The 14,454-nt window shown below is 68.2% G+C and carries 9 protein-coding genes and 1 tRNA gene; 4 read left to right on the top strand and 6 right to left on the bottom strand.

Annotation, left to right across the window (positions count from 1 at the left end; all coding sequences use genetic code 11):
* Positions 1–169 precede the first annotated feature (169 nt).
* Entirely contained in the window at positions 170–3,391 is a 3,222-nt protein-coding gene (locus tag GFH48_RS39745) for an FG-GAP-like repeat-containing protein (protein WP_265590176.1), read from the bottom strand.
* A 628-nt stretch (positions 3,392–4,019) separates the two neighbouring features.
* Positions 4,020–4,090: transfer RNA gene (locus GFH48_RS19410), tRNA-Gly, on the bottom strand.
* A gap of 514 nt (positions 4,091–4,604) precedes the next feature.
* On the opposite strand from GFH48_RS19410, the gene dcd reads away from it, so the two are divergent.
* Together dcd and GFH48_RS19400 are read left to right on the top strand one after the other, a co-directional pair.
* On the top strand, positions 4,605–5,180 hold the full coding sequence (gene dcd / locus GFH48_RS19405) for a dCTP deaminase (RefSeq protein WP_153289468.1): 576 nt from the start codon (positions 4,605–4,607) through the stop codon (positions 5,178–5,180).
* 10 nt (positions 5,181–5,190) lie between these two features.
* On the top strand, positions 5,191–5,700 hold the full coding sequence (locus GFH48_RS19400; RefSeq protein ID WP_153289467.1) for a phosphoribosyltransferase: 510 nt from the start codon (positions 5,191–5,193) through the stop codon (positions 5,698–5,700).
* Positions 5,701–5,999: 299 nt separating this feature from the next.
* Here GFH48_RS19400 and GFH48_RS19395 read toward each other — a convergent pair whose 3' ends face one another.
* Entirely contained in the window at positions 6,000–7,235 is a 1,236-nt protein-coding gene (locus GFH48_RS19395; protein ID WP_228120704.1) for a beta-propeller fold lactonase family protein, read from the bottom strand.
* A 583-nt stretch (positions 7,236–7,818) separates the two neighbouring features.
* Between GFH48_RS19395 and GFH48_RS19390 the strand changes: the two genes are divergently transcribed.
* A complete protein-coding gene (locus GFH48_RS19390) occupies positions 7,819–8,313 on the top strand; it encodes a hypothetical protein (protein WP_153289466.1) in 495 nt (164 codons plus the stop codon).
* Between the two features lie 89 nt (positions 8,314–8,402).
* On the opposite strand, the gene GFH48_RS19385 is transcribed toward GFH48_RS19390, so the two are convergent.
* On the bottom strand, positions 8,403–8,732 hold the full coding sequence (locus tag GFH48_RS19385; protein WP_153289465.1) for a hypothetical protein: 330 nt from the start codon (positions 8,730–8,732) through the stop codon (positions 8,403–8,405).
* 160 nt (positions 8,733–8,892) lie between these two features.
* Positions 8,893–11,484, bottom strand: a complete 2,592-nt coding sequence (locus GFH48_RS39740; protein WP_153289464.1) for a helix-turn-helix transcriptional regulator — start codon at positions 11,482–11,484, stop codon at positions 8,893–8,895.
* A gap of 475 nt (positions 11,485–11,959) precedes the next feature.
* On the opposite strand from GFH48_RS39740, the gene GFH48_RS19375 reads away from it, so the two are divergent.
* Positions 11,960–12,775 carry a hypothetical protein gene (locus tag GFH48_RS19375; RefSeq protein ID WP_153289463.1) on the top strand — a complete coding sequence of 272 codons (816 nt, stop codon included), beginning with the start codon at positions 11,960–11,962 and terminating at the stop codon, positions 12,773–12,775.
* Positions 12,776–13,425: 650 nt separating this feature from the next.
* On the opposite strand, the gene GFH48_RS19370 is transcribed toward GFH48_RS19375, so the two are convergent.
* The gene (locus GFH48_RS19370) at positions 13,426–14,454 is read right to left on the bottom strand and encodes a Yip1 family protein (RefSeq protein ID WP_153289462.1); all 1,029 of its coding nucleotides are present in this window, start codon (positions 14,452–14,454) and stop codon (positions 13,426–13,428) included.

Below are 14,454 nucleotides of genomic sequence, written 5' to 3'. Positions count from 1 at the left end.
AGCCGGTCGTCGGCCTACAGCGTCCTCGGTGAGGACCTCGGGGAGGCGGTTCAGTTCGCGGTCGAACCTGCCCCGCAGGCGGAGGCCCGGCGGTTCGCCGAGAGGCGAATCGCCGGGCCCAGGCCGAGAAACGTGGGCCCGGCAGTGGGTGCCACGCGGTCGATGTCCCTTATACGACGGCCTTGTACCCCTGCCAGCCCGTCGCGATCTTGGTTCGGCCGCCGAACGACCCCTTGCCGTCACCGTTGTTGCGGTACAGGTTGCCGCTGGTGTCGCGCGAGACGAGGTCTGCCCTGCCGTCACCGGTGATGTCTCCGACTCCGACGACCGCGTTGTAGGACGCGCCCCAGTTCGAGAACACCTTCACACGGGCCTTGAAAGTGCCCCTGCCGGTGCCTTCGTACCGGTACAGGATGTTCGACTTGTCCTGGGCCAGGAGGTCGTCGATGCCGTCGCCGTTCAGGTCACCGGCACCCACGACCTTCTTGTAGGTCTTCCAGTTGTCGTACAGCTTCACGCGGGCCGACAGCTTGCCCGTGCTGGTGCCCTTGTACAGGTAGACCGTGCCGGTCGAGGCGTTGCGGGCGATCAGGTCCGGGCGGCCGTCACCGCTCACATCCCCCGGCGAGGTCAGCACGTCGTACTGGCCCCAGTCCGAGGGTTCGAGTGAGGTGTACGGCGTCGAGGGCGTCGCCGCCTTGCCGCAAGCGGGGCGGTAGGCGCGGAGGGCGCCGCTGCTCAACCGGACCAGGACGTCGTTGCACCGGTCGCCGCTCAGGTCGCCGAACGGCACGAACCTCGCGGTGGTCGGCCAGCCTGCACCGGAGACCTTGCTGCCCAGCGTGCCCGTGCCGGTGCCGCGCTGGATGGTGAGGGTGCCGGAGGAGTTGAGGGTGAGGACGTCGCCGACACCGTCGTTGCCCGCGTAGTCGCGCCGTGCCGCCGCTCCGGCCGTCACCGCGATGGTGCCGGAGATGGTGAGGGCGGCGCCCTGGCCGTCGGCGGGCTGGGCGGTGAGCGTCCAGGTGTAGGCGCCGTTGGTGACGAGGCGGCCCGCGGAGTCCTTTCCGTCCCAGGCGGCCTTGAGCAGACCGCGGGCGGCGGAGCCGGACACGGTACGCACGGTGGCGCCGGACGCCTTGTGCCGGACGGTCGCCTTCCAGGAGGCGGCAGGCTTCGACAGCCACCAGGTGCCGGACCAGCTCGCGGGCCCGGACGTGACCGTGGAGTCGATGGCCGACAGTGCGGATGCCGGAACGCCTGTCGGCACGAGGTGGACGCGCTGCTCGTCGTCGGCATAGGCGACACCGCCGCCGAAGCGGTCCACGGTCCAGCTGGTGCGTATCCCGCTGACCCCGGTTCCGTACCGGCCGAGTTCGGTCCAGTTGACGAGCTTGCGGCTCGGCAGATCGGTGGATGAGCCGCTGGACGGCAGACCGCCGTGCAGGTCGAAGAGCGTCAGCCCGCTGTCCGAGTTGGTGCCGCCGATGTGTTGGACGAGGTAGCCGTCTCCGAGGAGAACCCTGCCGGCCGGGGCGGTGGCGGTGCGCTTGGCGGCACGGTCGTAGACGCCCGAGCCCTGGACGTCGCCCCAGGAGTCCACACAGGTCCAGTACACCCAGCGGCCCACGGCCTGGAGGCTGGACGGAGTGCAGCCGTTGCGGGTGGTGAAGGACTCAACGACAGTGCCGGACGGGAGCCGGGTGGCCGTGACCTTGCCTCCCGTGGCCGCGCCGCTCCACAGGGTGTTGCCCCAGACGGCCGCGGCGACGCCGTCGCGCTCCTGCAGGACCTTGCCCGCCGAACCGTCGGGGAACTCGCTGATGTACTGATCGCCGGAGGAGGCGCCGTCGATGACCGCGTACCGCCCGGAGAGATCGTTGAGTTCCGGGCTGTCGTCGCCCGTGTCGAGGGTGGGACCCCAGGCGGTGGCGCCGTTGGTGCGCAGCATGGTCAGGCCGGACTCGGTGGCGTCGCGGCGGCCGTGGCGGCCGGTGCCGTCGGCGAACATCGGGATGCAGCGGGTGGCGTCGGCGGCGCAGTCGCCGTCCCGCCCGCTGACCAGTCCGTCCACGGTGGTCCTGGCGACGCCCGGGGTGCCGCTCGTGGTGAGCCAGGTGCTGCGATAGGCGCCGATGATCGTGCCGGGCTCGTACAGCGTGCTGTTGTCGGCAGTGGTGAGGATGCCGCTGCCGAGCGAGAGGCCGTTGATCCGCGCGGGCATCGGCCGCACGGCGGACAGGCGGCTGCGGGTGAGCGAGCCGTCGGTGGCCAGGGCGATCCGGTGGACGCCCCAGTCGAGATCGCCCTGCTCGACGTACTGCTCGGCGCCCGCCACGAGGACAGAGCCGTCCGGTGCCTGGACGATCTGGTGGGCGGCCGGATCCATGACCTTGATCAGGTCGGTGTCCGTGCCGTCGGACGTGAGGGCCCACAGCGGCTGGCCCCGGTACTTGTTGTCGCCGGGCGACACCGGTTCGACGCCGAGCAGCTTGTCGCCGACGATCCCGTACGCGGCCTCGTAGCTCAGTGCGCCCGTATCGAAGGTACGGGCTGGGGCGGACAGGTCGTCGCGGTCGTACACGTCCGCCTTGCCGCGCCCGCTTCGCAGCCGCAGCACAGAGTCGGCGCCCAGCCGGAAGCCGGTCACCTCCCAGCCGTCCTCCGGGTCGACCCGGTCGGGCAGCGTGCTGAACGCGCCGGTGGCGAGGTCGACGATGCCCCAGTGGCCCCAGCTGTCCTCGTCGGTGTCGTAGCGGAGGATGACCGACCGGGCGTCACCGTCGTCCACGACGATGTTGCCCGCACCGTCCGGCAGCCCGGTCACGGGCGTCTGCCCGACCCCGCCCCCGTCCTCGACGCGCCACAACTGGTAGGCGTTCGGGTTCCCGTTGACGCCGCTGGTGCTGGTGACGACGGTGCTGCCGAAGGTCCCCTGGTAGGTGTGGTACTCGGGCACCGGCACCACGGTGGTGCCGCCCGAGGCGCCCGCGCCTTGAAGGAGGGTGACCTGCGAGTCCTCCTCCGAGTAGAGGGCTACGGTGTCGGAACCATCCCCGTAGTAGCCGGGTCGGGACGACGCGGCCTCACGGAAGTAGCCGCTGTCGATGTCGTACTGCACCGGGACGTCCAGCCGCTGCTCCAGTGCGGTCGCGGCGCCGGTGGCGTAGTCCGTCCACAGGAGCCGGTCGTCACCCTCCTGGGCCCAAAGGAAGCCGCTGGTCCCCGCGTTGAGGATCTGAGTGGCCCTGGGGACGGCACGCGGGGCGGCGGGCAGCACGAACTCTCCTGCCGCGGGGGCCGGCTGCGGCGCGGCTGCCGCCGAGGACGGGACGGCGACGAGCGGGAGGCTGAGAGCCAGCGCCGTCGCCAGGACGGCCGCGGTACGCACCGTCGGCGGGCCGAGGCGTGCTGAACGTGAACCAAGAGTCGGTCTGTGTCTGGGTCGGCCGAGTCGGGCCACCGTTCCTCCTGAAAGGCAAGAAGAAGGCATGGCGGGACGTACGGCAACGCCTTGGCACTTCCCCCGGCCCCCCGGCCGCTCCCCCCACGCGCGTGGGGGGAGCGTAACAGCATGTTCATGACTGGCTGCCATGCATTACCGGCTGCCGGAATGCGGCTCCGCGCGACGGTGGCTCAGCACAGGGCGGAAGTCCCGCTACGGCGCATCGGACCCTGACAGAGTCCGAAGGGGCCTGCCTCTGTGACGGGAGCTCCCCGGTGCCCAAGCTCTTTCTGCCCGCGGCGACTTGGGTTGCCGTCGCCTTCGAGGCGCACGAATACGCCATTCAGCCTCGCTGTGGAATGGCAGGCTGAGGGCTCTCCTACGGGAAGGCCGCGCCCGACGCCACGAATTCGCAGGGCAGCGTCATATTCCGGCAACGGGAGCGCGCGCACCGCGCATGCCAGGCGCTCATACCCGGTGCGTGCCCGATCTTCCTTCGCCAGGCGGACCGAATGAGATGGAGAATCCCCACCAACACACAAGCCCCAGGTCGGCGACCTGGGGCTTCAAGAAGAGCGGGTGACGAGAATCGAACTCGCGCTCTCAGCTTGGGAAGCTGATGTTCTACCATTAAACTACACCCGCGTAAGACGCCGGTTCATCCGGTGTCGAATGCCCGCTCACTCTACCTCATGCCTGGCCCCCGGCGCTGAAGCCGCGGGGCCGCCGTGCGTTTCGGGGGGTGGACACGGCTGCGGGGGAACGGAGTTGGGGCGTACGGTGGCGCCGAGGGAGAGTGTCCTGGCGGGGTCGGAGTGCCGCTTGGGGAGCCGTCCCGTTCATCCCGTAATGTGGCTTTCGTCGTCAGCCACGCCGGTGCCTGACGAAGGCTCTTGGGGAAGGGACTCCGTGGACTTGATGGAGCGCACCGTCGTCCGATGTGCCGAGGGGCACGTGTTCAGCACCGCTTCGTTCCCGATGCAGAAGGCCGAGCGGCTCGGCCCCGGTCGATTGATCCGGTGCCCGCGGTGCACGCGGCTGCGGAACGTCGTTCCGGTGGCGTTGGAGAAGCAGTAGCGGCAGACGCCGAGCGGTCTCAGCGGTACGTAGGAGTGGGGCTGTCCACAATTGTGGGCAGCCCCACGCGTATCCTCGGGGCGTGCTTCTCTCAGACAAGGACATCCGGGCCGAGATCGACGCCGGACGGGTGCGGATCGATCCGTACGACGAATCCATGGTGCAGCCGTCGAGCGTCGACGTGCGGCTCGACCGCTACTTCCGGGTGTTCGAGAATCACCGCTACCCCCACATCGACCCCGCCATCGAGCAGGCGGATCTGACACGGCTGGTCGAGCCCGAGGGCGACGAGCCGTTCATCCTGCACCCCGGCGAGTTCGTCCTCGCCAGTACGTACGAGGTCATCACGCTGCCCGACGACCTCGCCTCGCGGCTCGAGGGCAAGAGCTCCCTCGGGCGGCTCGGCCTCGTCACGCACTCCACCGCGGGGTTCATCGATCCCGGCTTCTCCGGACACGTGACCCTGGAGCTGTCCAACCTCGCGACGCTGCCCATCAAGCTCTGGCCGGGCATGAAGATCGGGCAGCTGTGCATGTTCCAGCTCAGCTCGCCGGCCGAGTTCCCGTACGGCAGCGACCGGTACGGCTCCCGCTACCAGGGGCAGCGCGGACCGACCGCCTCCCGGTCCTTCCTCAACTTCCACCGGACCCAGGTGTGAGGGCGCGAGCATGACCGCGGCACGCGAGAACCTCACCTACGAGCGGTTCGGCACCGCCGTCCGCGAACTCGCCCAGACCATCGTCGACGACGGGTACGAGCCGGACATAGTGCTCTCCATCGCGCGCGGCGGTGTGTTCGTCGCGGGCGGTCTCGCGTACGCCCTCGACTGCAAGAACATCCACCTGGTGAACGTCGAGTTCTACACGGGCGTCGGAACCACCCTCGAGATGCCCGTCATGCTCGCCCCCGTCCCCAACGTGATCGACTTCTCCGACAAGAAGGTCCTGATCACGGACGACGTCGCCGATACCGGCAAGACGCTCAAGCTCGTGCACGACTTCTGCGTCGACACGGTCGCGGAGGTCCGCAGCGCCGTGATCTACGAGAAGCCCCACTCGCTCGTGAAGTGCGAGTACGTGTGGAAGCGGACCGATGAGTGGATCAACTTCCCGTGGAGCGTTCTGCCGGTGGTACGTAAGTCGGGCGAGCCGATCACTCCATCGAAGGAAGCTCTCTGACCTGCGTCTGGGCGAGCCGGCACTCTTGTGTGCCCTCGCCCGTGGCCGCGGGGGGCCGACCCCGACCACCTGCCGGTTGCGTCCTCGTGAGGCTGCCCCAGCTACTGGCATCTTGACCCAGGGCTGAGTCGAGCCGTGCCATTGCCTCCCCTGCGATTACTTGCCGATCCTCTCCAGCGGCTTCCCGGCGCTCGGCATTTCCTGTGATGCGTTGTAGTTCCGCAAGGACGGGGTCGCGTGGTCACGCGGTGCCCCGGCGTCGGTCGTCCGAGGGTGGGCGGCCGGCGCCGGGGCGTTCGTCATGCCGGTGTGCAGTTACCGGAGGCCGGGACGGTGGCCGTGGTCGACCGGTCGTGGCCTGGCTTTCCGTGACCCGGCTTGCCGTGGTCGGGCTTCCCGTGACCCGGCTTGCCGTGGCCTGGGCAGGGCACGACCCCGATCGCCACCCCGAACGGGAGGTCCCCGACGGGGATGGTGGCCCCGACGGTGTTGGTGGCGGTTTTGATCACGGACACGGTGTCGGCGTTGGCGTTGGTGACGTAGGCGCGGGTGCCGTTCGGTGACACCGCCACCTCTCGAGGCGCAGCGCCGACGGGGATGGTGGCGACGACCGTGTTCGTCTTCGTTTTGATCACGGACACCGTGCCGGCGTCGGCGTTGACGACGTACGCGCGGGTGCCGTTCGGCGACACCGCCACCCCCTGGGGCGCATCGCCGACGGGGATGGTGGCCACGACGGTGTTGGTCTTCGTTTTGATCACGGACGCCGTGTCGTCGTTCAAATTGGTGACGTAGGCGCGGGTGCCGTTCGGCGACACAGCCACCCCGAACGGGAAGGCGCCGACGGGGATGGTGGCGACGACCGTGTTGGTCTTCGTTTTGATCACGGACACTGTGTCGGCGTCGGAATTGGTGACGTAGGCGCGGGTGCCGTTCGGCGACACCGCCACCCCGATGGGAGCAGCGCCGACGGGGATGGTGGCGACGACCGTGTTCGTCTTCGTTTTGATCACGGACACCGTGTTGGCGCTGAAGTTGGTGACGTAGGCGCGGGTGCCGTCCGGCGACACCGCCACCCCCAGGGGCTCAAGGCCGACGGGGACGGTGGCGACGACCGTGTCGGTCGCGGTGTTGATCACGGACACCGTGTCATCGGCCCGGTTGGTGACGTAGGTGCGGGTGCCGTTCGGCGACACCGCCACTTCCCACGGCGCATTGCCTACGGGAACCATGACCGCCACCGTGTTCGTCCGTGTGTTGATCACCGACACCGTGTTGGCGTTGAAGTTGGTGACGTAGGCGTAGGTGCCGGGCGGCACGGCCTGGGCGGGCTGCGGGGCCACCATGGGCAGGGTCAGGCCGGCCGCTACGACGAGACCTGCCACCAGCGTCCGCAGCAACCCGTCCCACCACGAGCGACGCACTCGAAGATCAGGCGGTGCCGACGACGGGAGGGTCTCCCGCGCGCCCACCCCCCTCACGGTTTGACAGATGGTCACAGCAATCCTCTCGACCGGGTTGACGGAAGTGGACACATTATGACACTTCGTCATATTCGGTACGGAGGAGACGCGCGACCGCCCAGGCCATGGGCCGGGGCGATCGCCCGGACGTTCGTGTGCCCCACCGAGACGCACCCGGTCGGGTGCCGCGACCGAACCGGAGGATCCGGGGCACGGAAGCGGGCGACTGGACCCAGGCGCGGTGAGCACGACGGGCCGGGAGGGGCACCCTCCGACGACAACCATTCGGCAGAAGGATCGCTCAGGAATTCATTGATCCGGCGCCCGGCGGCGCACCCACAACGCTTACGCACACGCCGTACGCGTGTGGCGCTGAGACACCACCCTGGACGCGAGGCCGTGAACCTGCCTGCCTCGGGTCCGTCATTTCCGGGCCAAGTAAAAGTCGTGCTGACCTGCGCTTATGGCGTGCTGGCAACTACCCTCGTACAGGCGCTGATGCCTGGAGCGTTCTGCCGGTGGTACGCAAGTCGGGCGAGTCGATCACGCCGTCCGAGGAAGCGCTCCAGCGGCTCGGACGGACCCTCCCGTCGATGCGGGGGTTAGCGGATATCGGTCATCTGGGTAACACACGTCAGTGGACTGGATATCCCCGGTGAGCACCCTGGCAGGAGCCGTGGTCGGTGTGAGCTCCGCACTGATTGCCGAGCGCATCCGTTGGCGTCGTGACCAGCAGAGGGACGGATCTCAGACACGCAGGGTCGTGTACTCCGAATTCCTCATGGCGCTGAGCCGTGGGCACTCCGACATGCGGACGGTCGTCCTCCAGGTCGATCGCTCGACCGGCGATCGGCTCTACGGTGACCTTCATCAGGCGCTCGACGGGTCGGGCGTCTGGCGGTTTCGGCAGAGTCTGTCCCTCACCGCTTCGGCAGAGATCATTCAGCTGGCGGTGAAGGCGTGTGACGCACTGACTCGCATGAGGGACGGGCTCATCGAGGACCCTGACGTCAGAGGCGACGCGTACTTTCGGATTCGGGCCGACCTCTGGCGGGAGAACGCTCGTCTTCGGGAGGCCATGCGCAAGGACCTGGGAATGGACGGGCCGCCGGATCCCGAGGTCGGTCAGTACCGGTACCCGACCACGTAGCCACGAATCGTGGCGTATCGCTCGGAGCGCGGTGGAAGTCGCGTACCCCCGGGCCGGCTGACCTCATGCCGGCAGCGCCGAATCCGTGCTCAGCCGGGGCTCGTGGTGCTCGGGTGAATGTCGTTCAGGCTGTCGACGGTCGTCACGGATGGTGGATTCGCCGGAGCGGGTACCTGAATGAGGATGGGGACATAGACCACCTCGCCGTGCCGGAATTCTGCCTTCCATGAATTTCGGTAGCACACGATGTCATTCGGACTGCCGTGCGTCGCGTAGCACTGAAGTGCCGATTTTGTGAATGCGGCCTGCGATTTCTGGGAAAGAGCGTCTGCTTCACCCGCTGACGTGCTCCACGCCCCCAGCGCCATGCAGCAGCAGGCCGCGGTCAGACCGACACTCCGCAGGAATGCTTTCTTCATTTTCATCACCCTGAAAGCTGAAGCAAGCTGCGAGTGCGAGGATTCGTTCCATTGTCGCACGGCGGGGAGATGTGCGTCGGATGATCTCCGCGTCCCCGGCGTCGACCAGCGGGCGCAAATCTGATGGACTCCGGGTGGACCCGCCGCGTGCGAGCGTTCCCTATCGGCGGTCGGAATGATGGAGTTTACGGGCGGCTTCGTGGCGGGTGTGGACACCGAGTTTGTTCAGTACCGCGCCGACATGATGCCCGGCGGTCTTGGGTGTGATGTAGAGGCGGGCCGCGATCTCGGCGTCCGACAGGTCCTCGTTGAGCAGCTTCAGGACGTCCAGCTCACGGTTGGTGAGCCCGTACGGATTGGCGCGGGTGGCAGCGCGTGGGCCTCTCCGGATCGGGCGGACGCCGCGGGAACGCATCACGGCGCGGGTACGTGCCACGGCCGACCGGGCGCCGAGGGACTCGAAGACGGCCAGGGCCTGGTGCAGCGCCGGTGCGTCGCCGGACAGGCGGGCCAGCGCGGCGTCGTACGGACAGCCGAGGGTGTCCCACAGTGCCGCGGCGCCGGACCAGTCGCCGGCCAGCTCCAGCGCATGGGGTCCGGCCGCCGGCACCCGCGGGGGCGTTCCCCCGGCGCGGCGGATCCAGCAGGCCAGCGGCCCGGACAGCCAGGGATGACTGCGATCCTGCGACGCGTCCAGCCCACGTCGTGCCTCCGCCCGGACCCGCTCGTCGTCGCCGGCCAGCCAGGCCGCCTCGACGCGGGCCTCCCACCCCAGGCCCGTGGCCGTCAGGCAGTTCGCGTCGACGAGGCTCGCGGCCTGGTCGAGCAGCGGCCACACCTGCACCTCGCCCTGGCGCGCCCGCACCAGGCCCAGGACGGTCAGGGTCAGGGCCCGGACGACCGGTGGCGAGTGGGGATGGGACAGGACCTCCTGTGCGGCATCGGCCGCCTGGGTCCACGAGCCCCGGTTCAGCAGCCCCCAGCTGCCCCAGGCCCTGGAGGACAGCAGGTGGAACAGCAGATCGTGATCGAGGCAGTGGGCTTCCGCCCGGCTCACGGCCGCGGCGGTCCGGTCGACGTCACGCTGCAACGCCGCGAACCAGCACATGACGAGTGCCAGGGAGCCCGCGTCCGCCGGCGGATCCTGCGCCATCGCGCTGTCCACCGCCCGTTCGCAGTCCTCCCAGCCGTGTCCTTCGCTCAGCATCCGTGCCGCCGCGGCGTGGAAGCGCGCCTGGACGACCACCTCCGTGTCGCCGAAGCGCTCACCGAGAGCGATCGCCTTCTCGGCGTGCGAGTCGGTCTCCGCCACCGCCTCATGCTCGTAGCAGGCCAGCTGACAGAGGTTCAGGTGCGCCCAGGCCAGTTCCCGGCTCGGTCCCAGCCCGTCGAGCATGCGCATCGCGTCCAGAGCGGTCTGCCTCGACTCGGCGGTCCGGCCGGCCGCCCACAGCCAGTACGACAGCCGGCGCAGGTTGTCCCCCTCACGCGGCCGGTCTCCCGCCGCACGGTGCAGCCGCACCGCCGTACGACAGGATTCGACCCCCTCGTCGAGCCGGCCGGACAGGAGACAGGCCTGCGCGTGTCCTTCCAGCAGGGAGGTCTGCCGGTCGGACGGCAGGCTGTCGGCGTACCGCAGCGCGCGGGCGTACTGGGCGGCCGCTTCCCGGTGCGCGTCCGTCGCGGCGGCATGGTCGGCCGCCGCGGGCGCGTACTCCAACACGGCGGCGGGATCCCCGGCGGCCTCGGAATGATCGGCGAGGAGGGCCAGATCATCCGCGGTGACCGGGCCGGACCGCATCGCCGTCAGGGCCTGCCGGTGTATCCGCAGACGGGAGGCGGCGGGTACGGCCTCCAGCACCGCCAGCCGGGTCAGTTCATGGCGGAATTCGGTCGCCTGTCCGACAGTACGTACGATTCCGCAGGCCACGGCCTCTTCGAGCGCTTCCTCCGGGGCCGGCAGGACGCCGGCCAGCAGCGGCGGCGAGACGCGGTGCCCCAGGACAGCCAGTACGTCGACGACCGTTCGCGCCGCGGCCGAGAGGCCGGCCAGGCGGCCGGCGACGGCCTCGCGCACCGTGGCCGGGATGGTCTCGGCCGGGGCGGCCAGGATCTCGGTGACGATGAACGGGTTGCCGGCGGAGAGGTGATGGAGCTGCTCGGCGTCGACGGCGTGTCCGGTGGCCAGCCGGGCCACGGCCGAGCGGCTCAAGGGTGCCAGGTCGTGGCGGTACACCCACGGATAGCCCGCCAGAGTGCCGAGGAGAGCGGTCAGGTGGTGGGTGCGGCCGACCTCGTCGTCTCGGTAGGTGGCCACCACCAGCGACGGAACACTCGTCAGGCGCCGTGCCAGGTACCGGAGCAGGTCCATCGTGGCCTCATCGGCCCAGTGGACGTCTTCCACGACCAGCAGGCTGGGACTGGCGGTCAGGTCGGCGAGCAGGCAGTCGAACACCTCGTCGGAACGGCAGGTGCCGGCCAGCGCCCCGGTCAGTCCGGTGCGCACGGCCGGACCCAGGCGCGGGGCCAGGTCCATCAGGGGGCCGAGGGGGCGGGGTGTGGCCAATGGGTCACAAGCGCCCACCAGCACCCTGATGCTGGGATCGGCCTGTCGGGCCAGGTGGTGGACGACGGTGGTCTTGCCGATGCCGGCCTCGCCGCGCACAAGTGCGAGGCGTCCAGGACCGCTCACGGCCGCCTGCAGGTGACCGGCGAGGTCCTGGAGTACGGCCTCTCGCTCTAGTAGGTCCATCACCAGCCATTTTCCCTCCACGGCGAGGGCCGCGCAAAAGATCCAGTCCGAGCGGGACAGGTCTGCTGGTGGGGCGCTGTCGCGGAATGCCTGGGGTGGGAGTGGGTGTGCCGGGAGGGGATGTGGGGTGGGCCCGAGTGGAACTTGGGGTGTTCACCCGATGTGCCCCCGGTTACGGCAGCGCATGCTGGCCAAGGAGTTCCAGAAATCGGGTTTCCCGGTTCACGGCTCAAACCGCCCCGCGTCGAGAACATCGCGCAACCGCGTCTCCGAAATGCCTCTGACGACGAATCCACGGCCACAACGTCGATGACGAATGTTGCGGTCTTCCGTCGAGTCACGAGCTTCCGGGGACCGGAGTGGTGGGAGTGCCAGGGTCGGCTCATCGGCCCGTCGGCACATTTTGCGGAGAATTACGTCCGTAATCCAGTTGAGCTGCGAATCGAGAGGGCCCACACATCGGAAAGGAATCATCATGCTCAACAAGATCGCAAAGCGCGCGGCAATGCTGACCGCATCGGTTGCTCTGGCTGCCGGAGGCGCGATGGTGCCCTCTGTCGCCTTCGCCGCTCCGACACCCACAGGAACTCACGCGACGGCGCCGAGCGACAACAACAACAATAACAACAACAACAACCGAGGTAGGCGCGCGAACAACAACAATAACAACAACAACAATAACAACCGCGGAGGTCGCGCGAACAACAACAACAACAATAACAACAACAACAACGGAGGCCGGGGCGCGAACAACAACAACAATAACAACAACAACGGCGGGGGCGGGAACAACAACAATAACAACAACAACAACGGAGGCCGGGGCGCGAACAACAACAACAATAACAACAACAACGGCGGGGGCGGGAACAACAACAACAATAACAACAACGGAGGCCGGGGCGCGAACAACAACAACAATAACAACAACAACGGCGGAGGCGGGAACAACAACAATAACAACAACAACAACGGAGGCCGGGGCGCGAACAACAACAACAATAACAACAACAACGGCGGAGGCGGGAACAACAACAACAATAACAACAACGGAGGCCGGGGCGCGAACAACAACAACAATAACAACAACAACGGCGGAGGCGGGAACAACAACAATAACAACAACAACAACGGAGGCCGGGGCGCGAACAACAACAACAACAACAACAACAACGGCGGAGGCGGGAACAACAACAATAACAACAACAACGGAGGTGGGGGTAACAACAACAACAATAACAACAACAACGGCGGAGGCGGGAACAACAACAACAATAACAACAACGGCTGAATGTCAGAGTCCGGCGGTCGGGTGGACCGAAGTCACCCGACCGCCGGACTTTCACGTGCGCGCCCTGCTGTGGAGGGCGAGGTTGTCACGGGGTGCGTCAGCGGCCCGGCATCCAGCGGGCTCAGGCTGTGGCCCGCCTGATGCGGCCGCGATGGACTGCCGTCCCGGCTCTGATTGCAGTTGATGTGCTGTGTGCCGGCGGTGTTGCCATCCGACGTGTCCCGCCGGATGGCAGACCGGGACCTGGAAGTTGAAGAGCCGTATGACGCCCAGAAATGAGAGGAGCCCCCGAGGTTATTATTGCCGCTGTTCTTTCCCCCGCCATCGTTCCTGTTGTTGAAGTCCAATTCTTGGATCCTGACTCTTGGATTCCGAGCCTCGAATCCTGAGTCTCGATCCTGAGTTTCGGTTGACGGGATGGCGGCGTCAGGCATTGAACGATTCCCAGGCACGCGTACGGGGCCTCCCATTTCCCCCGTACCAGCCCCGCGCGGCCACAGAGCACGCGGCCTATCGGGTCACGGCGACGGCCGTCACGATTTCGGCGTTCCGAAGGCGGGGAAGTGGAAAAGGGGCTTCTCCCGTGCCGAGTGGCGGGGGAGAAGCCCCTTTCCGGTGCGTAGAGCGGCGCGCCCGCCGTATGCGGTCCGTCAGAACGTGCCCAGTTTGATGATGGACAGGATCGCGATCAGCTGGATCGCCGACGCGGCCAGGGCCTTCGGCCAAGGGAGGTCGTGGGACCGGCTGACCATGAGGGTGAGCAGAGCGCCCGCCGCCACCCACGTCACCCAGCCGAGGAGCTGGACGAAGGACGCGTCGCCGCCGAAGAACATGGCGACGATCAGGCGCGGGGTGTCCGTGATGGACATGATCAGCATGGAGAGGCCGACCGTCGGCTGCCAGGCGCCGTCGCCGCCCAGCTGGCGGGCCAGGGTGTGGGTGACCACGCCCAGGATGAACGTGCTGATGACGATCGCCACGGCCGTCGTCAGGACGATCGGGACGGCGTTGGAGAGCGTGGCGCTGATGGCGTCCTCGCGGGCACCGTCGAAGCCGAAGACCGCCAGCAGGCCGTAGAGGAACGTCACGATCAGGGCCGGGGCCCACATCGTGTAGTCCCGCATCTGCAGGAAGGTCTGCTTGGGGCTGGTGACGATGCCCTTCAGCAGGTCCTTCCAGTGCAGGCGGGGACCCACGGGCGGGGCCGCGGCCTGGCCCGCGCGGTAGGTCTCGCCCTGGCTGTACGGGTCCTCGCCGACCGAGAAGGCCTGGGTGTGGCCGGGGCTGTTCGCCGCGTACGGGTCCGGGCCCTGCTGCGGGTGCCCGTCGCCGAAGTACTCCGGCTCACCGCCGCCGGGGCCGCCGGCCTGGGGCCAGCCGCCCTGCTGTCCACCGCCCTGCTGTCCACGGCCGTAGGGCTGCTGCCCGCCGCCGTAGGGCTGCCCCCCGTACGGCTGCTGCCGTGAGGGCGCGGGCGGGTAGCCGTACGGCTCCCGGCCTCCCTGCGGGGCCTGCTGCCCGTACGACGGTTGGTGTTGTTGCGGTCGCGCTTGCGGGGCCCGGTTGTCCCGGCCGCGCCCGATCCTGAATCCAGCCACGTAATCGAACGTACCTGGTCTCGCACAGTGACGTGCGGGACCTGGGCCCGCAGAGCGGGCTTTGGGGCCGAGCTGTGACAT

This window comes from Streptomyces fagopyri (assembly GCF_009498275.1).
Taxonomy (GTDB): Bacteria; Actinomycetota; Actinomycetes; order Streptomycetales; family Streptomycetaceae; genus Streptomyces; species Streptomyces fagopyri.
The sequence above is the reverse complement of the archived record's forward strand: the minus strand, read 5'-3'. Positions and strand labels throughout refer to the sequence as shown.